Raw genomic sequence first — 21,160 nt, forward strand, 5'->3', positions numbered from 1 at the left:
ATTTTATATTTCACCCTTCATTTTATTTAAGATTTATACATTAAATCTAAAGTGCATGATATCCCCATCTTCAACGATATAGTCTTTTCCTTCAATGGAAAGTTTTCCTGCCTCTCTACAAGCCGATTCAGACTTGAGTTCCACATAATCTTTATATTTGATTACTTCTGCACGAATAAATCCTTTTTCAAAATCTGTATGAATAACACCTGCAGCCTGTGGAGCAGTTGATCCCTTTTTTATGGTCCAAGCTCTTACTTCTTTAACTCCAGCTGTAAAATATGTTTGAAGATTCAGTAAGTCATAGGCTGATTGTATGAGCTTATTTACTCCTGGTTCATCTAATCCAGCATCATCTAGAAACATTTGACGCTCATCATAATCTTCTAGTTCGTTGATGTCTGCTTCCAATCCGGCTGCCAATTTTAGAACTTGAGCATTTTCAGTTTCTGCTATTTCTCTAATGGCTTTTACATGAGCATTATCTACTTTTAGGATTTCTTCATCCACATTACAAAGGTAGAGTACTGGTTTGGCTGTGAGTAAATGAAGATCCTTTATCAAAGGTAGTTCAGCATCGTTAAGCTCTAAGCTTCTTGCAGAACCTCCAGATTCTATATGATTAAAGAGTCTTTCTAGAACTTCAACTGTTTTTTGAGCAATTTTATCTCCAGATTTAGCAACTCTTTTTTGGTTTGTAAGTTTCTTCTCTATTGTTTCAAGGTCTTTTATCTGTAATTCCATGTCAATAGTTTCTTTGTCCCTTACAGGATCTATTGAACCATCTACATGGGTGATATTATCATTTTCAAAACAACGCAAAACATGTATAATTGCATCTGTTTCACGAATATTTGCCAAAAATTTATTCCCTAATCCTTCTCCTTTACTCGCTCCTTTTACAAGTCCTGCTATATCCACGATTTCTACAGTTGCAGATTGTACTTTTTCAGGATTGACGATTTGTTCCAAGTTCTCTAAACGATTATCTGGTACTGGAATGGTTCCTACATTTGGTTCAATAGTGGCAAAAGGGTAGTTTGCTGCCAATGCTTTTGCATTAGATAGGCAATTGAATAAAGTTGACTTACCTACATTGGGTAAACCTACAATTCCACATTTCATATAGTGTTGTATTTCTTGTGTTGATTCTTTAGTATTACAAAAAAACTAAAAAAGGAGGGATAAATCAAGGTTTTTTGGCTCAAATTGTCAACAATTCCTTTGAAACAAAAAAAAACATTTTTTTCAGTAGATCTATAAAGAGACATTCTGATTGTTTTCAATTTTGTTTTGAGAAAATAGTGAGGGGCTTCGTGGATATTTCCAGTACTGAAATAAGTAGCTAGGGCTGTTTTTGGATAATTTGAAAATTAATTAATGTTTTGGAAATATTTTTTTAAAACTAATCCTTTTGGGAATCAATAACTAAGGGAATTTATGCTAAAAAAAGCTCATAATTGTTATTCATGATTGCAAAAAGAGTGTATATTTGCAACGCTTTAAACGAAAAGCACACGTTGTTTGAAAAGACTTCAATGGAGAGGTGGCAGAGTGGTAATGCAGCAGCCTGCTAAGCTGTGCACCTTAGGGTGTCCCGGGTTCGAATCCCGGTCTCTCCGCATTCTTATTAAGAATGCACTTTTTGATAACCAACTCGGGGTGTAGCGTAGCCCGGTTATCGCGCCACGTTTGGGACGTGGAGGTCGCAGGTTCGAATCCTGCCACCCCGACTTTTTTTTAATGGTCGCGTAGCTCAGCTGGATAGAGCATCTGCCTTCTAAGCAGACGGTCATAGGTTCGAATCCTATCGCGATCACACAAAAGCCTTCAGATTTTTCTGGGGGCTTTTTTTGTATAATAAGCATGGGATAGTGCATTCCGATTTTTAATCGGAACGGTCATAGGTTCGAATCCTATCGCGATCACGTAAAAAATACTGAACCGCTGTATATGAGTCCATACATGCGGTGGTGGGAGCGGCTTTAGCTAGGGGAGGAGTCATCTACTCAATTTAGTATACGTCTTATTTAATTATTAGTGTTCTGAAATTTGGTTCTACAATATGAATCAACATCCATTCTCATTTGTTAATGAAATTTTTTATTTTGCTCCAAATACTCTGTTTTGTAGGTTCAAATCGAAATCTGTTATCTTCATTTTTTACAGCTTCTTCAATAAATTCTCTTGGATTCGTTAGAAATTCAATAGCACTTGATTTTTTAATATCTTCAAAAATGATTTCCATTTTAGGTTCAAACAAAACACCATCTGTATTCATAAGTAGTAAGTTATTTTTTATACAAATACTTATCATACCTTCCATGAATTTTTTTGCTGTTTCTAAGTTTCTTAAGTCTGTTCGGAATTGGAATTCACTTATCTCAAGTGTTTTATTATTAAGTGCAATATGGCAATCATTATCTTCTTCTTTTTCTGAATCACCTTTCCAACTAATAAAGTATTTATCATTACTCCAATTATCTCTTTTTACAAGTTTGTCGATTTGACTCATAGTTTCTTGAATATTTAGAGTAGAACTTTTCCACCATTTGATTGTTTGAGCATCTTCAAATTCTGGGGCAGGAAATCCATTATCAAATTTTACGGTTTCCCAATAATCTTTCCAAGCTTTTTTATCAATAAAAAGTGTGTTTGGAACTTCTCCAAATTTTTCAACTACTGCACTCTTTGGAAGAATGGTGAGTTGATATTGCCAAATAGCCATAGTTTTTTGTGTTTGATAATCAGGCTTTATGAGTTGTTATGATTTTGTTAATCAAGCTCTTTAAACCAGATTTAGGTTGTTATAATTCCCAATATCCATTTTTTTCGTGAATTATTCTTAAAATTGGTTCGTTCTTTTCAAGTACTGCCTTATTTAGAGATTTTTTTTTCTTCTCTAAATTTCCTCCAAGGCTTATTCAATAATTGTTTATGGGTTTTGGTGTTCATCTGTTCGACTACCCGCCTTGGGTCGGAAATTCTTAACGAAAATCAAATATTATACTACCAAAAAGACATCTGCCATTTCTGAGCTTCCTTGGTAAAACATGTGGTTAAGCATATTACTTATTTAAAAAAAAATCAACCTCATTATTTGAAAGATAATCTATCAGTTCTGCAACCTTTTTATTTTTCAAGCTTTTCCGAGCAAAAGACAAACCTATTTCCCTGAAATTTTTTGGTCCGTTATAATTTTTCACCTTGAATCCCGCCCAACCTCTAACAAAATATTCAGGTAGAAATGTAATACCAAGTCCAGACATTAATAACGTTAGTACCTCATTTTTGCTTTGGCAATTTGCAATAGTATTCCATTTCTCTCCTGAGTTATTTAAAATTGCAAGACTTTGTTGATGTGCTTCACAAGGAGGACAATGGATAAAAGGTTCTCCGCTTAAGTCCATTATTTCAATGGTTTCTTTTTCTACCAATGGATTATTCTCAGGAATACAAAGCACATAATTCTCTTTTACAAGTGGTAGAAACAAATGTTCTTCAAATTTCCATTCTCTAATTAATAGGTTTATTTCACAATCACGCCCGGTTGGTCTCACGTCCCATTCCATATCACCTAAAACCTTTGACGCCTCCTTGAAAAAATCATTTTTAAATTCTTGAGGAAGACTTTCTGCTATTCCAATAATTATTTTGTGCTTAAAATTCTCCTCTTTAAACATTTCGGGAATTGCATTTAATTCCCCCAAAATTCTTTTGGCAATGGGATATAAATAATGTGCATCTTCCTTTATTTCAACACCTCGTTTATGTCGCCGAAACAGTTCTTTTCCAATTTTTTCCTCTAACTGTTTTAGCCCATTTGAAATATTTGGTTGTGAAACAAAACATTTTTCAGCAGCTCTCGACAGGTTTTGTTCTTCGTAAATCGCTACAAAAAACCTTAACAATCTGTCATCCATAATTATTTCTTATAATAATTATTCAAAATTAGTATTTTGACGATATAAATATACAACATACTTTTGTAATGTCTTTATTTAATTGACCTTATTGGTTATAAAGATTTAAAATACTTATTATCATGAAAACTAGTAACAAATTAATTGTAATTACCGGGGCAAGTTCAGGTTTCGGTTTAGAAATGGCAAAACAATTCGTTAAGGATGGTTACCCGTTACTTTTATTGGCTCGCAGAATTGAAAAAATGGAAGCTTTAAAACTTCCTAATACAATGTGTAGAAAAGTTGATGTTACCAATAAGAAAGATTTTGAGGCTGCCGTTCGTGAAGCTGAAGCAAAATATGGTAAAACAGACTTGATCGTCAATAATGCTGGCGTAATGCTTTTAGGCGATATTGCGACTCAGGAAGCAAAAGAGTGGAAGACCATGTTAGATGTTAATGTAATGGGCGTAATGAATGGAATGCAAATCGTGATGAACGATATGAAAGAAAGAAAAAGTGGAACCATCATTAATATTTCTTCAATTGCGGGAGTTCAGCCATTTGGCAATCATGCCGCATATTGTGCAAGTAAATTTGGCGTAACAGGATTAACTAGAGTTGTTCGTGGAGAAATGTCTCCATTTAATGTCCGTGTATTATCGATAATGCCTGGGGCTGTTAAAACAGAACTTTTAGGACACACTACAGACCAAAGTATTATTGATGGTTACAATGAGTGGAAAGAATCAGTAGGTGCAGTTAATATTACAGCAGAAGATGTTGCCCAAACTATAAAGTACGCCTACGAACTTCCTCAATCAGTTTCTTTACGTGAAATTATTATTACTGACACTATGCAAGATGCATAGTCAGAATTCTTGAATGGGTAAAGAAAGTGTCTCCATCTTTCATCTATTGAGACATTAAGATGAATAAAATTTAAATCACGTATTATTTCTTGTGATAGTTTTACAATCGATGTAAATACTCAAAAAGCAAACAAAAAATAATAAAAGTCATTCTTATCATCACTGGTAGAGTGGCTTTTTTGATTGGCAAGTTTTTCTAGCATGATCAGCTGTCGACTGTCCCGAAGGGTGTACACTATGTACCATGTTGACTAAACCTGCTTCACGGGTAGCTGATTTCCCAAAATACATAAAACCATAAAATGCTCTAATTTTAAGAAATTTAAAGATCATGAAAAAAGACCTTTGATTGCTCAAAAGTCTTCTTTTTATCTTCTTAAGTCCTGAAAAATGGATTTGTATAGCCTAAATTTATTTGTCGCAAAACTTGAAATGTTTTCCGAAACGCAAGTAAGCCGTTTCTCTGTGTAATTTAAGAAAGTTGTAATGCCGATACATTACTAAAAGTCAATTAGGAACTCATAGTTATTATTTTCTGAATATGACTTTATGTATTCGCAATTCTATTTTCATTCCGCCGATTCCAGTTCGTTCCATAAAGTGTGTCCCCATTGGTTTTCCTAAGTCAATTTTTTCTATTCTCGATAAATAATATTCTGCATCTCTTGCCGAAAACTTTGATAAAGATTCTAACTTTAAATCACGAATATTTTTTGCAAAAACCTTAGCAGTTGTCGGTTCAATTTCCTTAACGATTCCGATTTCTGATGGTAATTCAGAATCTGTTCCGTTAAAGAAATGCATACTTTTTCTAACTCTCTTTTTGGGTTTAAACCCAAATGGTGCGGGAATCAGTAATTCACCATTATGTGTGTAATTGTTGTTCCCGTATTCCGAATTTGAATATATTGCCTTGGTATAAGTTTTGTTTTCTGTTTGTTGGAAATTTAGAGGGGTTTTGAAAGGATTTTTTAAATCTAATACTTTGTTCTCAGAATCAAGACTTAAATCACAATCTTCTGGTAAATTGAATGTCACTTCGCAGTCACAAAATCCACCATTCAATTCCAAAACATCAACTAAATCTGCTTTATTAATTCCGTTTTTTTCAGCCCATTCAAAAGTGTTTTTTAAAGAATGGTCACAACCAATTTTTTCAATTCGATTTTCTATAAAGACACAAAGGTCAGTAACTTGATTTTCTGTTAATACGGTCATTTCTTTAATTATGCATAACGCTTGGTGTATGTTGTCATAGCATCACGCAGGGCGCCATATATTATATATTTTGTTGAACTAAACCCGTTTCACGGCTAGCTTTTCTCAAAAGTACATAAAACTACAAAATTCTCTAATTTTAAGAAATTTAAAGATCACCAAAAAAGACCTTTGATTGCTCAAAAGTCTTCTCTTTATCTTCTTAAGTCCTGAAAAATGGATTTGTATAGCCTAAACTTATTTGTCGCAAAACCCATATTTTGAAATGTTTTTCGAAACGCAAGTAAACCATTTCTCTGTATATTTTAAGAAAGGTGTAATGCCGATACATTACTAAAAGTCAATTATGAACAAAGTGAACTAATTGAATATTTAGTAAGTAATCGGTGCAACAGCTTGGTTTTTAGATAATCCCGATGTTTCGGGATCTTTAGGTTTTGCTCTGCGAGCAATCCGAAGACTTAGTTATTGTAAACCGTTTTTATTTCTTACTTATTAAATAATTCACAAAAGCTGAACAGGCGATTAACATAAATCTAGCTTCTTCCATATCAACTTTCACATTTTTTTCAAGTAAAGAATGTCTAATTCCACCTTCATCAGAAGTATAGCCATAAAGTGAACTAAACGCACTTTTAAGACTTTTTGGAATATTATGTTTTTTCTCGATAATCTTTAATGCTTGACCTAATGTCGTTTTATTGTCTTGAACAATTATTTTTGATAGTGACTCCACGGCAGAAATTGATTCCTTAATCGAATTTCGATAATCAGGATCCTTTTTATCCGCATAAAGTTCAACAGCCCTTTTCAAATGGGTTTTTACAGAATTGAATTTTCCAGAATATTTAATGGCATTTTCAATTTTAACAACCTCTTCTTTAGAGTTAATTTCTACTAAATTCCCATCAACAAATCTGTAAGCTGACATCTCTCTTTTTAGAAATTCGTTAAACAGATTCGAATGTAAATTGTCGTCATAGTTCACACAAAATTCAACAAAATCTAACGCTAAATCCCATTCGACTTTATAAAACCATTTCCTAACTTCATTTTGAGCTTCAGAGTATTGAACTTGTCCATAATAATTACGATATTGTATCGGAAGATTGTCAATCGGTCTTTTGAAAAAATGCATCCAAATACTCCGAAAAAGCTTGCTTCTTGGCGACCATTTTTCTCGTCCATATCTGTCAGTATCTTCGTTTTTAGATTCGATTACTAATTCGATAATCAATGTCCAAAGAGAGTTTCTAAGTTCAGGACTTAGGTTTTCTTTTTCAAGTTCAACTTTTATGGCCCTTTTTCCTATTCTTTGTGAAAATCTCATTCCTTTTGTTCAAATGGTTTACAACAACCATATAAACACACCCTCACAGAAAAAGGTGTGTTTATACACCTTATACGTTTATACTTTCTCTGTCATAATCAAAAACACAAAAAGCCCAGTAAATACAGGTTTTGGAAGTGAATCTAGAGGTACTATTTATATTTCTGAATATCATGAAACTAAGGTACAAAAAACAATTTTATGGAGAAAAATAACCGAATAATTATTCAGTTATTGTCTTTGGCTTTGTTTTCTAAAAAGTGTCAATAGCCCCGTTAGAGGTGGTTTTCTTTTTCTTTTTAATAAGTTTTTTGAAGATTAAAATATGTAGGAAAATAATTGTGGCTGGTGCAAAAGCAGGAATCCAACTAAACGGAAAAGTTCCAAATTGCTCAATGCCTTGTGAGTTATTATTCATTGCTTGTTCTGTTACAATTATTGCTGTTATTAATACAGAAACAATATCCATAAGTCCTATGATATTGAATATCCAAACGAAAATTTTTGAAAACTTCATGTTCTTTTTTAAGGCAAAAAACACAGGTATGGCAATAATTGATGACACGATATCTCCTGTTCCTCCCAAAAGTGCAAATTGCTTAGGTAAGGCATTAAAATGATAAGCAATAATGAAAAACACCCCTACAAATCTAAATATATGAATAGCAACTAATTGTTCTATTTTAATGTGCTCAAATACCAATTTGAACCATTCTGTTTTTTGAACCCAAAAAAAGTAAAAGAGAAACAGAGGTAAAATGGCTGTTAACATTATACGAGGAGGAATGGCATTTTTAGCAAAAAAACCTGTTAAGGAAATCAGTGAAATAATTATAAAATAAGAGAGATAAAAGAGACTGATTTTTTTATTTATTTCGGAACTTTTTCCTAGATGGTTATCTATGATAGTTACCTTCACAGATTTGATAATTAATAGTATAGGAATTGTTCCAAAGCTTAAAATAAATAGAATTGATATCCAAATAGGAACTTGTGTAAGTGATAAATCCATAATGTGTTTGTTTTTTTTACAAAAATGGACGAATAGTTTCTATTTAAAGTTGCCATTTGGCAACTGTTAATTTATATTTTTTCTGATTCTACTCAAAGAATGTTTCGTTATTCCTAGATACGAAGCAATAATATTTAGAGGAACCTGCTCAATTATCTCAGGATGAGAAATCTTTAGATTGAGATATCTTTCTTGAGCAGTTTCTTTGTGAAAAGAAATCATTCTGTTCTTTGTATGCTCATAATTTAAAGTTAAAAGCATTCTTCCCCATTCTCTAAATTCAGGAATATTATGAAAACAGTGTTGAACATTTGAATAACTTATTGTGTGCATCACACAGTCGGTTACAAGCTCATAGTACTCCTCGCTTGGTTTCTGTCCAAAAAATGATAGATAATCATTTAGAAAATCAGGCGATGAAAAAAACCTCGTGGTAACTTCATTTCCATTCAAATCAATAATATAACTCCTAATTATTCCAGATTCTAAAAAGTAAGACTTTCTACTTGTTTTTCCTTCTTGGATGATCAAAGTTCCTTTTTCAATAGATTCTTTACTGAAATAAGTTGTAATTAAGTCTGCCTTTTCGTTTGACATGAACTTAATACTTTTCAAAAATTCACGAAGATTCATGGGCTAATGTTTTTTTATCGATCACTATAGATACTATCAGGATTTTTCGCTAAGTTACTGATTACTTTCAGGTAATTAAATTTTAATAATGTGTCGGTATGGTGTTAGTAGATTGAAAGTTTAAGTAATTGTAGTTCTTTTACTTAGTTTTATGATAGGGCTTGATGATCAATATTTGATGTTATTTATTTTATTTCATATAAGCCTGTAACTTTTTCTAAATTGGTCATACTGTTAATTTCATAAAAATAATTCAATTGCCATTTTTGCGTCTGTTTAGCTTGTTTGTTTTTTGTAATATCCCATTTTGGATAAACTCGGAATCCTCGTTTTCCTTCTTTCATTTTTGTGGAAATAATTCCTTTTTTTATTAATATAGTTTTTGGGAAAACAAACTGTCCAAATTCAGTCTCAGTTCTTACGTTAACAATATAAAAGTCAATTGGATCAAATTCGTTGAATGGTTCGGTCACACCATCTTGATTTCTTTTCCAAAAGGTGACAAATTGTCCAACTTTTTTTGGTGTTATTTTAGCATTTCTACTTAAAATATTCAGCCCTTTCAATTGAAATCTGCAAGCATGATATTCCTTGCCCTCTGTTTCGATTTTCATGTCTGAAATTCCAAGTGAGCATTTGTCATATATTTCCGTTTTTATTTGGTGAAGATTTTTGTCCATTTACTTAATTTTTTCAGATTTTCAGTTATCACTTTCGTACTTCAAATAATATGTAAAAACTGGAATATAATTAGTTATTTGTAGCCATTTTTCTTTTCATAACTTCTGCTAATTCATATTTTAATTCGTCCGTAAATCCTGAAAGCCCAGGGATATCATTATATTCAACAATGTGTATTTTACCATTCTCTTCTTCAAGAATGTCAATAGCTAAAATGTCTGCTTTAATTTCTTTCTGTAATTGTTTGAGTTTATCAGATATATCTATTACTGGCACAAATTCAGTAAAATCTGTGGTTTCTATATTTGCTTTCCAATATCTCCCTTTTCTTGACATTGCCCAGACTTTGTCATTAATTACAATATATCGAATATCTTTTTTATAATCGATATAAGGTTCAATAGTTATATAATGCTCAGTAACAAATAGTAAGTCCTTGATGTCTTGCCATCTCTTTTCGTTTTCTATTAAAACCTTACCAAATCCTCCATGAAAATTTCCAACTTTTACAACAAAAGGAAAATCAATTTTAATATTCTTTAAATGATGAGACTTTGTAACGACATTAAAATCTATAATTGGTAAACCTTGTTTTTTTATTGCTGATAACATTGATAATCTATCAAAACCTATTTTCAAAGTTTCAGCCGAGTTTACACAAGGGATACCACTTAGTTCAATCAAATTCAAAGCAGTTGTCTGAATTTCGGTTGGCTTAATTGCTCCAACTCTCCATAATATGCCATCGGGTTCAAAAACGCCATTCGAATCCGTAACAAAGAGTCTTCCATTTTTCAAAATCCAAGAAGTGTCTTGTATCGATTTCTGCATAACTTCAAAGTCAGGCAATAAATCTTGCCAATACTTTTCTCCGTTAACTACTAATATCTTTTTCATTTCTATTTTTTTTAAGTGAGCGATAAGAAATACCAAAAATAACCATGTTATAATATAGGAAATATTCTTCCTTCGTGGCATTCAAAAACATCAATAATACAAAGGTTGGTAATTGATTTACAAAATTTTATTTTAATATTTCAGAATATCCCTCTAAGGTACAAAAAAAGACCTTTGATCACTCAAAAGTCTTTCTTTAATATAAAACCTCTTTAGTGGATTTTTAAAATTCTCTAAGTGTTTTTTGGATAATTGCTATACACTCATCCAATTGCTCTTTAGTCATTACTAATGGCGGTGCAAAACGAATGATATTCCCATGAGTTGGTTTGGCTAATAAACCATTATCTCGAAGTTTTAAACAAATTTCCCATGCGGTAGAACTATCTTCTGTATCGTTGATTAAGATGGCATTTAATAATCCTTTTCCTCTTACGATCTTAACAATATCACAGCTGTCGATAAACTTGGTCATTTCAGTTCTGAAGTGATTTCCTAATTCTTCGGCATTTTCTGCAAGTTTTTCATCTGTTACCACTTCTAGGGCAGTCATGGCAACTTGACAAGCAACTGGGTTTCCTCCAAAGGTAGATCCGTGTTGACCTGGTTTTATCACTTCCATAATTTCGTCATTTGCTAAAACTGCAGAAACAGGATAAGCTCCTCCTGATAGTGCTTTTCCTAGAATTAACACATCTGGTTTAACATTTTCATGATCTACGGCAAGAAGTTTTCCAGTACGAGCAATTCCTGTTTGTACTTCATCTGCAATAAAAAGAACACCATATTTTTCACAAAGTGCTTTCGCTTTAGAGAGGTATCCTTCAGATGGAACATAAACACCCGCTTCACCTTGAATTGGTTCTACCATAAAACCTGCAATATTCTCTTGTTTTAAAGCATTTTCTAAAGCATCAAGATTATCATAGGCAATTTTTATAAAACCTTCTGTGTAGGGTCCAAAGTTTTTACGAGCATCTTCATCATTAGAGAAAGAAATAATGGTTGTGGTTCTTCCGTGAAAATTATTTTCACACACAATCAATTTTGCTTCATTTTCTGGGATTCCTTTCTTTTCATAAGCCCACTTTCTGGTTAGCTTAATGGCAGTTTCAACAGCTTCTGCACCGGTGTTCATAGGAAGCACTTTGTCAAAACCAAAATAATCAGTGATATATTTTTCGTATAAACCTAGGCTATCGTTATAGAATGCTCTAGAGGTTAAAGTAAGCTTGGCAGCTTGTTCTGCCATAGTTTTTACAATTCTTGGATGACAATGACCTTGATTAACTGCAGAGTATGCTGATAGGAAATCGAAATATTTTTTACCTTCTACATCCCATACAAATACACCTTCACCTTTTGAAAGTACTACAGGAAGGGGATGATAATTGTGAGCTCCATGTTTGTCCTCAAGAGCAATAAAATCTTTAGAATTCATTCTGATAAGTTTTTTTTGTGTCATAATTAAACCACTTCAAATGGTTTTACTAAAATACGATCTGATTACTACCAAATATTTTTCAAAACAAATGATAAAAATGGTTTTCTAATCCCTTCTTTTGAGTTCATTCGGTATAGGAGAACAAATATACTTAAATTGAATAGATTTTTTTTGTAGAACACACTGTTATAAAAAATCTATTTTGCACAAAAAAAGCCTCAAACAGATTGTTTTGAGGCTTTTTTTTGTAAGTGGATTGTCTATTATAATTTCCTAATACTTATGAGATTTTCTACCGTTTGAACAGTTGTTAGCCTTGTGTCATAAATATAATTTACTTGAATTTCTACTTGATCTCCAGGTTTGAGAGATTCAATTATGCGAACAGACTCATCATTAAATCTTTTTTTATTAAAATCTGATATTTGTTTTTGATAGGTTTCAAGTTTTTGAGAACCACCTTCGCCTTTTCCATCAAATTTTTTATAACGTGTAATCTCAAAGTTTGCATACTCACCAGAGTTTCCACATTTATCAGGACAGTCTGCGGTCATTCCCATGCATTTGTGATATTTTGTTTTTGAGAATGTGGCATCAAATATATGATAACGTGTAAAGTCATTATCTGTGAGAGTATGTTCTTTGTTGGGTTTGTTTACTGTTGTTTCGGTTGTTTTTTTTCCAGAGCAACATGAGAATAGAAAAGGAATAGACAAGAGTAATATAACAATTTTTCGTTTCATAATTTTGTAATTGATTTTGTTAGTATTTCTTCAAAAATAGAATAAAGCACACATTTATCATAATGGTATTTCGATTTTAAGGCCTCAATAAGGGATAAAAGGTAAGTAATTTAGGTTTTATACTAAAGTTTCTCGTTTTAATACTACATTCCTATAAAAGTATATAAATGTATAGTAGTGAACAATAAAAGTTCTAATTTTATCTTTTTATATTGGATTTTCTGTAATGAATTTGCATTATACTGTTAAGAGAATTAAGACCATAAATGGCATAATATCCAAATAAAAAAAAGTAATGACTTATAGAATCGAATTTACTACCTTTGCCAGCTATGGGAAAATTCAGAAATAGAAGGATGTTTAAACGTGGAGAGCGTTTAGAATTAAGGATAAAGGATATGGCTTTTGGAGGAAAAGGAATTGCAAAAATTCCTACTGAAAATGGTCAGGAATTTACTGTTTTTGTGCCAAATACTTTGCCTAATCAACTGGTAGAAGCACGAGTGAGTAAATGTCAAAAACGTTATGCAGAGGCAAAGCTAGAAAGAGTGTTGGAAACAAGTCCTGATGAAATAGAAATTCCATATCAAGAAATTCCTGGAGCTCCCTATGCACGTTTACCCATTGCAATACAAGAAAAACATAAAAAAGACAGCTGTTTTCACCTGTTTAAATCAATCGGGAAAATTGAAAATATAGAGGAATATTGGGATACTTTTATTTCTTCTCCAAGTGCTTGGCATTATAGAAATAAAATGGAATATAGTTTTTCTGCAATTGGCTGGGATCGAGAAAATCAAACCGATGTAGATGCTTTTAGTTTAGGTTTTAAAAAACGTGGAACTTGGTGGATGGTAGAAAATCTAGGGCAAGATTCTGGTTTGTTTGATGCACAGTTTGAAAACCATTTGAAAGATATACGTAGTTTTCTTTTAAATACAGGGTTACCAGCTTGGCATCCGCCAAAAAAAGAAGGCTTTTTTCGTCATCTAGTGGTACGTAAGTCTTATGCCAATGACCAAATTTTGGTAATGCTTGTTACATCTTCTTCAGGATTAGAAAATTTTGATAAAGAAGCTTTTGCATCTTTGCTTAAAGATATATTAGGAAATCGTTTGGCAGGATATATTCATACCATCAATGATGAAATAGGAGATAGGACATTGGCAGTTTCAGGCTCATCAGAACTAATATATGGAGAAAATGTTCTTGTTGAATCTATTTGTGGATTAGATTTCCAAATGAAAATGCAAAGCTTTTTCCAAACAAATCCTCAATCAGCAGAAAGATTATATACAAAAGCCATTGATTATCTTTTTGAGGAAATCGACCCCGAAAAACCACATTTAGTAATGGATTTATTTTGTGGAACAGGAACCATTAGTCAGATAATTGCCAAAAGAGCTCACCAAGAAACGCAAATAATTGGGGTAGAAATAGTAGAAGAAGCCATTGCTGATGCTCAAAAAAATGCCCAGAGAAATGGGATAGAAAAAATAGAATTTTATGCCAATGATGTGGGGAAATTCCTATTAGATCATCCGCACTACAAAGGAAAAATAGATGGTGTGGTTTTAGATCCTCCTAGAGCCGGAATTGCACCAAAAACACTCAAAAAAGTGATTAATTTGGGAGCACAAAAAATGGTTTATGTATCTTGTAATCCAGCTACTCAAGCAAGAGATTTGGAAAGTCTTAGAGCAGCGGGATATCAAATAAAGAAGTTTAGTTTGGTTGATCAATTTCCTCATACTTCTCATGTGGAATCGGTATTTTTATTGAGTCTCTAATTTTTATTCAGAAAAATGACTAAAGAACAAGAAATTAACAGAAGGAGAACCTTCGCAATTATATCTCACCCAGATGCGGGTAAAACAACGTTAACAGAAAAACTTCTTTTGTATGGTGGAGCTATTCAAGAAGCTGGAGCCGTAAAATCCAATAAAATTAAGAAGAGTACTACTTCAGATTTTATGGAAATAGAAAAACAAAGAGGGATTTCTGTAGCTACTTCTGTAATGGGGTTTGAATACCGAGATTTTAAAATCAATATTCTTGATACTCCAGGACATAAGGATTTTGCCGAAGATACTTTTAGAACGCTAACGGCTGCCGATAGTGTTATTGTGGTTATTGATGTAGCAAAAGGGGTAGAGGAGCAAACAGAAAGACTGGTAGAAGTGTGTAGAATGCGTAAAACTCCCATGATTATTTTTATCAATAAGCTTGATAGAATGGGGAAAGATGCATTTGACCTTTTAGATGAGATAGAGTCCAAATTGCGAGTAAATGTTCGCCCATTGTCTTGGCCTATTGGAATGGGAAAAGAACTAAAAGGGGTTTATAATCTTTATGAAAGAAACCTTCATGTTTACACAGCAAATTCTACAGAAAAAGTAGAAGATAAAATTGCTTTAGATGATATCAACTCACCTGAACTAGATCAATATATTGATGAGTCTTTTGCTGAAACACTGAGAGAAGAGGTGGAAATGGTAGAAATGGTGTACCCAGAGTTTAAGCAAGAAACTTATTTGGAAGGAGAGGTTTGTCCTGTATTTTTTGGATCGGCAATTAATACTTTTGGAGTTCAGGAATTGTTAAATTGTTTTGTGGAAATAGCCCCATCTCCTTTAGGTAAACAAGCCGAAGAAAGAATGGTGTTGCCCAATGAAAATAAATTTACTGGTTTTGTATTTAAAATTCATGCGAACTTAGATCCAAAACATAGAAACAGGCTGGCATTTGTGAAAATTGTTTCAGGAATTTTTAAAAGAAATACCAACTATAAACATATCCGATTAGGGAAAAATCTAAAATTTTCTAGTCCAACGGCTTTTATGGCTGCCAAAAAAGATATCATTGAGGAAGCTTTCCCGGGTGACATCATTGGTTTACACGATGCTGGTAACTTCAAGATAGGAGATACTCTAACGGAAGGCGAATTACTCCATTTTAAAGGAATTCCAAGTTTTTCTCCTGAGCTTTTTAATTATATAGAAAATGCAGATCCTATGAAATCTAAACAATTGGCAAAAGGTATTGATCAATTGATGGATGAAGGTGTGGCACAGCTTTTTATTAGAAAAAGTAATGGTAGAAAAATTATTGGAACTGTGGGAGCGCTTCAGTTTGATGTTATCCAACACCGCCTACTCCACGAATATGGTGCAAAATGTAGATATGAGGGGATTAGCTTACATAAAGCCTGCTGGATTTCTTCAGATGATGACGCAGAGCTAAAAGAATTCAAGAAGCAGAAACAAAGAGTAATGGCAGAGGATAAGTATGGTAGAGATGTTTTCCTTGCCGATTCTCCTTTTACCATTGATATGGCAAAACAGAAATTTCCTTCTATTCAGTTTCATTTTACAAGCGAATGGGAAGCGTAAACCATTAGTGGTTATACAAAATTTATAGAAAGAAAAAGAATCCAGATTTATCAAAATCTGGATTCTTTTTGCATTAATATCTATTTAATAATAAGCTACTTAATGCTAAAAAAGTATTAGTTTATTCTGAAATCCATTTTGTGAAGTATTTTTAGAATACGTTCTTTAAAAACATCTTCCTTTTTTGAAAACCAATAATCATACTCGCTATTTATCAGTATTAGATATCCTTTTTTCTTTTCGATATTGTACTCAAAATATGTTCTAAATCCATCTTTTCGGTCATTTAATTTGAAGATATTAGGGTTTTCTTCTTTTCTTTCAAAGACAACACATTGAGTAAATGGAGACTTTGGGATATCTATAAAAGCTTTGGTAAAGTATCGATAGTACTTCTTTTTTATGCCAAATTTTTGATAGGATTCTTTATTGAGAATTGTGCTTAAAAAATTTCCATAAGATTTGGCATTGGTCCATAAACCACGACCATAAATATTTGGGTAGGATAGAGGTGTTTCTTGTTCTTTCTTTGAGTATAAATACGCTTGAGTTCTTTTGTTTGAACTAATTTTTTCTCCATTAAAATAGAAATCTAAAGGGTTTTGAGAAAGAAATTGCTCCTGAATATAGTCTGGGAAATTTTCTTCGGAAAATTGTTCAAATAAAGCTCCCGCAACCGCAAAAGCACCTTCTGAATACAAATATTCTTTTAGGGGTTTTTGAAAATTTTGAATTCTTTTTTTACCAGTTTTAGAAGAGCCCATAATGAGTTCTTCTGTACTTATGGCATATTTGTTATTATGAAAACCAAAATATGGTCTGTTGAGCCCAGAACTATGATTTAAAAGCTGTAGTGGTGTGGGTTTAGAGTCCTTAATGATACTCGACTCTCGCAAGTGAATTACAGGGTGGGAGAGTTGATCATTTATTGGTTTGTTCCATGCTATTTCCCCTTCGGAAGCAAGTTTCATCATGGTTAGAGCCGTGAAAATTTGGTTCGCTTTACCTACTTGAAACATGGTTTTGGAATCTATTTTTGATTCACCCTTATAAGTGGTAGCTCCTGTATTGAAAACCTGTACCACCTTTCCGTCTTCAATTAAGGCAATTTGTGCCCCAGAATTGTGGTAAACCCAACGCCAGAAATTGAGTTTTTTTTGAAACTTTTTAGCAGGAATTTGAGCATGACCATAGCTCAAAGAAAGCAACAATAAGAATAAGGTAAAAATATTTTTCATATTCTCAAATTTAGTTGCTTTATACCGAATACTTGCTAAAAGTAGTCACTTTTTCACTTAAAATCATTTACGGTGTTAGATAAACTCTTCCGAAAGTTGGGAGAAATTCTGAGTTTGTATTTTGCTTTGTGAGTGGTTTGGAGACTAAGTTGTTTATCTTTCATCAATTATTTCTAATAATTGTTCTTTTGTTGGTAATATTGTTTGGTATTTACTTGCAAATATTTGTTCATTATTTTCAGGAAGAGTATATTTTACAACTGCTTCACTTTTATTCTGACATAAGATAAGTCCAATAGTTTTGTTTTCATCTTCCATTTTAATTTCTCTGTCATAATAATTTACATACATCTGCATTTGACCAATATCTTGATGTTTCAATTCTCCAATTTTTAAATGTTTTTTGTTTGAACTAATCCCGCTTCACGGGTAGCTTTTCTCAAAGTACATAAAACTACAAAATTTCCAATTTTTACGGTAGTTAAGCAATATGAAAAAAGACCTTTGATTGCTCAAAAGTCTTTCAATATTTTCTAAAATCGCCTTATTTAGGGGTTTATTTAATCCCGATATGTTTCGAGATAAGGTTACGAGTTCAGATTTTGATCTGCGAGCAATCCGAAGACTTAGTTATTGTGTGCGTTTTTTTAATTCCCATGCATTATAGCAACTTTTTCAGCAAGTCTCCTTACCACGAATAGATATGGTATAATCATGTGATTGTTCTTTTCCGTTGGAAGAATTACTTTATTTTCTCTTGATTCCCTTAAATGAACCATGGTATTCCTTATCCTTTCAATGTTATTCTTTACTGTTCGCATTATTTGCTTTGGTGGTTTATCAATACACGATTCATCGTTTAAAATAGAGTCTAATTTAAAGCCACCATCAAACTCGAGCGGTTGAGTGAAGAACTGTAGATTCTTATTTAGTTCAATTTTAATGTCCTCAAAGGAACAATAGTCAACAATCGTTTTTTCCAATTTCATTGAGTCATCATTGTGTTTAAAGTTCTCCTTGAATTGATCCACAATGAGTTTAGTATATTCATTTGGATTGTTGAGTAAATCTGGTCTCTTAATTATGTCCCTTAGTTTCTTGGTCAAGTCATCACTTAAATAGTAAAAAGAGCAATACTCAAGAATCTGGAAGTAAAAAAGGTATTTTAAACGAACGTTTTTTGTTTCTCTTGATATCTCAAACATATCCAATAATACAGGGTCTATTGGGTTAAATGTGAGGGCTGAGGGGAATTGATTTTCATTTGTTAAGCATGGAACTTCATATTTTTCTTTCTCTGCTTTTTGTTCATGGATAATAATTTTTGGACTACTTCGGTTATAATAAGTCACATAGAAGTTAAAATGCTTAGCAAAAAGTTTATAGTCTGCATTGGTAATTTGAAAATCACCTTGAATTTTAAAACTTACAGGCTTTCTATTCTCGAAGTACTTCTGAACATATTTAGGCAAATCATCTTTTCGAAGAAAGTCTCTAAACTCCCTCAAATTTCGGTAATCAGTAGATGAGCTTTCACTTAACTCACGAAAACCATTCGCCAATTTAAAAAGCTGCGGAGTTGGTTCTGTAAAACTACATTTATACTCTTTTCCTTCATAATGGAATGAAAAATCAGCAAAGTCAGTAAAATAGCTTTCGGATGCTGGTTGCATAATGAATTCTAATAGTTCCTCAGTAGTATGATGAACAGCAGATAATTCACTTGGGAAAGTCAGATTATTAAGAGTACTGTCAGCTTCTCCTTTCTTAAGACGTATCATAAATGTGTCATCGCCCCAAAGTTTTTTCAAGTTCAAATGCTCTGTTTCCTCTTCTATTACAATATTAGGGTTAAGTTTTTTTAGTTCCTTCATTCTTGATTATTTAATGCACTACAACAACCATATAAACACACCTTTACATACAAAGCCATATTCATAAGCCATTATATGTTTATACTTTCTCTGTCATAATCAAAAACACAAAAAGCCCAGTAAATACAGGTTTTGAGGTGAATCTAGAGGTACTATTTATATTTTTGAATATCATGAGACTAAGGTACAAAAAACAATTTTATGAAGGAAGGATAGGCGAATAATTATCCGTATACTATTCGAATAATATACGACTATTTCTTTTGGTTGTTGTTATGTTTTTATTTCTCTGTACAATGTTTTTTAGCCCCGATAGAGGCGATATCCTTTTGTTTTTTGAAGAAAAACTAATTCTGTATTCTGCTTTACACCAAGCACGCATAAGAATACGGTCAAAGTCTTCTCTTTATCTTCTTAAGTCCTGAAAAATGGATTTGTATAGCCTAAATTTATTTGTCGCAAAACCCATAGTGTTTTGAAATGTTTTTCGAAACGCAAGTAAACCATTTTTCTGTGTAATTTAAGAAAGGTGTAATGTCGATACATTACTAAAAGTTAATTATGAACAAAGTGAACTAATTGAATATTTAGTAAGTAATCGGTGCAACAGCGTGGGTTTTAGTCAACATTGTCTTCAGATTTTGCTCTGCGAGCAATCCGAAGACTTAGTTATTATGTGCTTTTTTTAATTTTCTCTATTTTTCAATTCTTTCATATTCAATATAAATTCCTTTACACCAATACTTTAAAATTGAGTCGCCATATAAGATAATATCATTACCCCATACTGATAAAACTGGAGTTAATTTCTTATTCTTAAAAACAACTAAAACTCTATGTCCGAATAATGGTACAAATCCTTCAATCTGATTTGAGTTGAATCCAGCTTTTTCTAAAGTTTGTTTTGCATATTCAATATTGTAATTTACTTCATCAATTAACCATTTTACACGATTTATATCATCTGGATATTTATAAAATCTTCTTACAAATTTATCTTCTTCCTCTCCCTCAGGATCAATAGATATTTCTAAAGTATCTAATCCATTAATCTCTTTAAGCATTTCTTTATAATCTGTTGGGAATTCAAATCCAAAATAATTCTCAAGACTAATTATTTCAGATTCTTTTAATCCTTGATTCCATTTAGATTTTTTTTGAATTTGGAATCCATAACAATCTTTATCAAGTATTATATTTTCAAATTTTCTTTCAGATTCTACTCTAAAATTAACCCATATATTTTTTTTCATTTTATTTTTTGAATTGCACATAACAACCATATAAACACACCCTTGCATAACATAGGTGTGTTTATACGCCTTATACGTTTATACTTTCTTTGTCATAATCAAAAACACAAGAAGCCCAGTAAATACAGGTTTTGGAAGTGAATCTAGAGGTACTATTTATATTTTTGATTATCATGAGACTAAGGTACAAAAAACATTTTTATGAAGGAATAAATGCGACTATTGCTCTTAGTATTTGTTATATATTCTTTTCTGTACAATATTTCTAGCCCTGATAGATACGGTATCATGTGTGAAATATCTAGTCCCCCTATGTTTATACTTGATCCAGTATTATTTATTTTCAAAAACAAAAGCACAATAAGAGGTGTTCACTCAAATTGTGCTTTGTTTACTTAATAACAATGTTTGTAAAAAATTATTTTTTCCCCGAAAATAATTCTTTTAATGAATCCATTGCGTAATTCAAGTCTTCAGTAGATACCATCACTCTGAGTTTTGTGTTTGTTCCGCTAAAAGAATTCATTAGCTCAACATTAACTCGATTATGAAATTGATCATAAATCACATTTTCTATCTCCTTTTGAGTTAGAAAATTGGATACTAAACTTGCATTAACAACAGATCCAACGTAAGCGATGCTTAGATTTGAACTTGCCATATTTATA

At 32.2% G+C, this 21,160-nt stretch carries 19 protein-coding genes and 3 tRNA genes; 6 read left to right on the forward strand and 16 right to left on the reverse strand.

Features of this window, described 5'->3' with window-relative positions; genetic code table 11:
* Positions 1–33 precede the first annotated feature (33 nt).
* Positions 34–1,125, reverse strand: a complete 1,092-nt coding sequence (ychF, locus tag N4A45_08240; GenBank protein MCT4665206.1) for a redox-regulated ATPase YchF — start codon at positions 1,123–1,125, stop codon at positions 34–36.
* A 415-nt stretch (positions 1,126–1,540) separates the two neighbouring features.
* On the opposite strand from ychF, the gene N4A45_08245 reads away from it, so the two are divergent.
* From N4A45_08245 to N4A45_08255, 3 genes are all read left to right on the forward strand, one after another.
* Positions 1,541–1,622 (forward strand) — tRNA-Ser (locus N4A45_08245).
* A 36-nt stretch (positions 1,623–1,658) separates the two neighbouring features.
* Positions 1,659–1,733, forward strand: a tRNA-Pro gene (locus N4A45_08250).
* Positions 1,734–1,745: 12 nt separating this feature from the next.
* Positions 1,746–1,819: transfer RNA gene (locus N4A45_08255), tRNA-Arg, on the forward strand.
* Between the two features lie 264 nt (positions 1,820–2,083).
* Here the strand turns inward: N4A45_08255 and N4A45_08260 are convergent.
* The gene (locus tag N4A45_08260) at positions 2,084–2,728 is read right to left on the reverse strand and encodes a hypothetical protein (GenBank protein MCT4665207.1); all 645 of its coding nucleotides are present in this window, start codon (positions 2,726–2,728) and stop codon (positions 2,084–2,086) included.
* A 340-nt stretch (positions 2,729–3,068) separates the two neighbouring features.
* A complete protein-coding gene (locus N4A45_08265; GenBank protein MCT4665208.1) occupies positions 3,069–3,923 on the reverse strand; it encodes a LysR family transcriptional regulator in 855 nt (284 codons plus the stop codon).
* Positions 3,924–4,045: 122 nt separating this feature from the next.
* On the opposite strand from N4A45_08265, the gene N4A45_08270 reads away from it, so the two are divergent.
* Positions 4,046–4,777 carry an SDR family oxidoreductase gene (locus tag N4A45_08270; protein ID MCT4665209.1) on the forward strand — a complete coding sequence of 244 codons (732 nt, stop codon included), beginning with the start codon at positions 4,046–4,048 and terminating at the stop codon, positions 4,775–4,777.
* Positions 4,778–5,305: 528 nt separating this feature from the next.
* On the opposite strand, the gene N4A45_08275 is transcribed toward N4A45_08270, so the two are convergent.
* From N4A45_08275 to N4A45_08310, 8 genes are all read right to left on the reverse strand, one after another.
* The gene (locus N4A45_08275) at positions 5,306–5,995 is read right to left on the reverse strand and encodes a DUF2695 domain-containing protein (protein MCT4665210.1); all 690 of its coding nucleotides are present in this window, start codon (positions 5,993–5,995) and stop codon (positions 5,306–5,308) included.
* Positions 5,996–6,476: 481 nt separating this feature from the next.
* Positions 6,477–7,325, reverse strand: coding sequence for a hypothetical protein (locus N4A45_08280; GenBank protein ID MCT4665211.1), 849 nt, complete (start codon positions 7,323–7,325; stop codon positions 6,477–6,479).
* 253 nt (positions 7,326–7,578) lie between these two features.
* A complete protein-coding gene (locus N4A45_08285; protein MCT4665212.1) occupies positions 7,579–8,337 on the reverse strand; it encodes a hypothetical protein in 759 nt (252 codons plus the stop codon).
* A gap of 66 nt (positions 8,338–8,403) precedes the next feature.
* Positions 8,404–8,934 (reverse strand): Crp/Fnr family transcriptional regulator, encoded by a 531-nt coding sequence (locus N4A45_08290; protein MCT4665213.1) that lies wholly within the window; start codon positions 8,932–8,934, stop codon positions 8,404–8,406.
* A 221-nt stretch (positions 8,935–9,155) separates the two neighbouring features.
* Positions 9,156–9,650: a MepB family protein gene (locus tag N4A45_08295; protein MCT4665214.1), complete on the reverse strand. Its 495-nt coding sequence runs from the start codon at positions 9,648–9,650 to the stop codon at positions 9,156–9,158.
* A 70-nt stretch (positions 9,651–9,720) separates the two neighbouring features.
* A complete protein-coding gene (locus N4A45_08300) occupies positions 9,721–10,548 on the reverse strand; it encodes a hypothetical protein (GenBank protein MCT4665215.1) in 828 nt (275 codons plus the stop codon).
* A 223-nt stretch (positions 10,549–10,771) separates the two neighbouring features.
* Positions 10,772–11,989: an ornithine--oxo-acid transaminase gene (gene rocD, locus N4A45_08305; protein ID MCT4665216.1), complete on the reverse strand. Its 1,218-nt coding sequence runs from the start codon at positions 11,987–11,989 to the stop codon at positions 10,772–10,774.
* A gap of 266 nt (positions 11,990–12,255) precedes the next feature.
* Positions 12,256–12,735, reverse strand: coding sequence for a hypothetical protein (locus N4A45_08310; protein ID MCT4665217.1), 480 nt, complete (start codon positions 12,733–12,735; stop codon positions 12,256–12,258).
* A 356-nt stretch (positions 12,736–13,091) separates the two neighbouring features.
* On the opposite strand from N4A45_08310, the gene rlmD reads away from it, so the two are divergent.
* Complete coding sequence (rlmD, locus tag N4A45_08315) at positions 13,092–14,525, forward strand: 23S rRNA (uracil(1939)-C(5))-methyltransferase RlmD (GenBank protein MCT4665218.1); 1,434 nt, start codon at positions 13,092–13,094, stop codon at positions 14,523–14,525.
* 15 nt (positions 14,526–14,540) lie between these two features.
* Positions 14,541–16,127 carry a peptide chain release factor 3 gene (locus N4A45_08320; protein ID MCT4665219.1) on the forward strand — a complete coding sequence of 529 codons (1,587 nt, stop codon included), beginning with the start codon at positions 14,541–14,543 and terminating at the stop codon, positions 16,125–16,127.
* 116 nt (positions 16,128–16,243) lie between these two features.
* On the opposite strand, the gene N4A45_08325 is transcribed toward N4A45_08320, so the two are convergent.
* The 5 genes from N4A45_08325 to N4A45_08345 form a co-directional block, all read right to left on the reverse strand.
* Positions 16,244–17,365 (reverse strand): serine hydrolase, encoded by a 1,122-nt coding sequence (locus tag N4A45_08325; GenBank protein ID MCT4665220.1) that lies wholly within the window; start codon positions 17,363–17,365, stop codon positions 16,244–16,246.
* Between the two features lie 153 nt (positions 17,366–17,518).
* A complete protein-coding gene (locus N4A45_08330; GenBank protein ID MCT4665221.1) occupies positions 17,519–17,755 on the reverse strand; it encodes a DUF1016 domain-containing protein in 237 nt (78 codons plus the stop codon).
* Positions 17,756–18,012: 257 nt separating this feature from the next.
* The gene (locus N4A45_08335; protein ID MCT4665222.1) at positions 18,013–19,239 is read right to left on the reverse strand and encodes a hypothetical protein; all 1,227 of its coding nucleotides are present in this window, start codon (positions 19,237–19,239) and stop codon (positions 18,013–18,015) included.
* Between the two features lie 695 nt (positions 19,240–19,934).
* Complete coding sequence (locus N4A45_08340; protein ID MCT4665223.1) at positions 19,935–20,492, reverse strand: SMI1/KNR4 family protein; 558 nt, start codon at positions 20,490–20,492, stop codon at positions 19,935–19,937.
* 418 nt (positions 20,493–20,910) lie between these two features.
* A complete protein-coding gene (locus tag N4A45_08345) occupies positions 20,911–21,153 on the reverse strand; it encodes a hypothetical protein (GenBank protein ID MCT4665224.1) in 243 nt (80 codons plus the stop codon).
* Positions 21,154–21,160 lie beyond the last annotated feature (7 nt).

The sequence above is a fragment of the Flavobacteriales bacterium genome (assembly GCA_025210805.1).
GTDB lineage: Bacteria > Bacteroidota > Bacteroidia > Flavobacteriales > CAJXXR01 > JAOAQX01.

What these genes read in the sequence shown, in the direction of transcription:
- N4A45_08295 (MCT4665214.1), bottom strand. Translation starts at nt 9,650, where the DNA reads ATGGACAAAAATCTTCACCAAATAAAAACGGAAATATATGACAAATGC.
- ychF (MCT4665206.1), bottom strand. Translation starts at nt 1,125, where the DNA reads ATGAAATGTGGAATTGTAGGTTTACCCAATGTAGGTAAGTCAACTTTA.
- N4A45_08325 (MCT4665220.1), bottom strand. Translation starts at nt 17,365, where the DNA reads ATGAAAAATATTTTTACCTTATTCTTATTGTTGCTTTCTTTGAGCTAT.
- N4A45_08290 (MCT4665213.1), bottom strand. Translation starts at nt 8,934, where the DNA reads ATGTCAAACGAAAAGGCAGACTTAATTACAACTTATTTCAGTAAAGAA.
- N4A45_08340 (MCT4665223.1), bottom strand. Translation starts at nt 20,492, where the DNA reads ATGAAAAAAAATATATGGGTTAATTTTAGAGTAGAATCTGAAAGAAAA.
- N4A45_08285 (MCT4665212.1), bottom strand. Translation starts at nt 8,337, where the DNA reads ATGGATTTATCACTTACACAAGTTCCTATTTGGATATCAATTCTATTT.
- rlmD (MCT4665218.1), top strand. Translation starts at nt 13,092, where the DNA reads ATGTTTAAACGTGGAGAGCGTTTAGAATTAAGGATAAAGGATATGGCT.
- rocD (MCT4665216.1), bottom strand. Translation starts at nt 11,989, where the DNA reads ATGAATTCTAAAGATTTTATTGCTCTTGAGGACAAACATGGAGCTCAC.
- N4A45_08335 (MCT4665222.1), bottom strand. Translation starts at nt 19,239, where the DNA reads ATGAAGGAACTAAAAAAACTTAACCCTAATATTGTAATAGAAGAGGAA.
- N4A45_08275 (MCT4665210.1), bottom strand. Translation starts at nt 5,995, where the DNA reads ATGACCGTATTAACAGAAAATCAAGTTACTGACCTTTGTGTCTTTATA.
- N4A45_08280 (MCT4665211.1), bottom strand. Translation starts at nt 7,325, where the DNA reads ATGAGATTTTCACAAAGAATAGGAAAAAGGGCCATAAAAGTTGAACTT.
- N4A45_08260 (MCT4665207.1), bottom strand. Translation starts at nt 2,728, where the DNA reads ATGGCTATTTGGCAATATCAACTCACCATTCTTCCAAAGAGTGCAGTA.
- N4A45_08265 (MCT4665208.1), bottom strand. Translation starts at nt 3,923, where the DNA reads ATGGATGACAGATTGTTAAGGTTTTTTGTAGCGATTTACGAAGAACAA.
- N4A45_08310 (MCT4665217.1), bottom strand. Translation starts at nt 12,735, where the DNA reads ATGAAACGAAAAATTGTTATATTACTCTTGTCTATTCCTTTTCTATTC.
- N4A45_08270 (MCT4665209.1), top strand. Translation starts at nt 4,046, where the DNA reads ATGAAAACTAGTAACAAATTAATTGTAATTACCGGGGCAAGTTCAGGT.
- N4A45_08320 (MCT4665219.1), top strand. Translation starts at nt 14,541, where the DNA reads ATGACTAAAGAACAAGAAATTAACAGAAGGAGAACCTTCGCAATTATA.
- N4A45_08300 (MCT4665215.1), bottom strand. Translation starts at nt 10,548, where the DNA reads ATGAAAAAGATATTAGTAGTTAACGGAGAAAAGTATTGGCAAGATTTA.
- N4A45_08345 (MCT4665224.1), bottom strand. Translation starts at nt 21,153, where the DNA reads ATGGCAAGTTCAAATCTAAGCATCGCTTACGTTGGATCTGTTGTTAAT.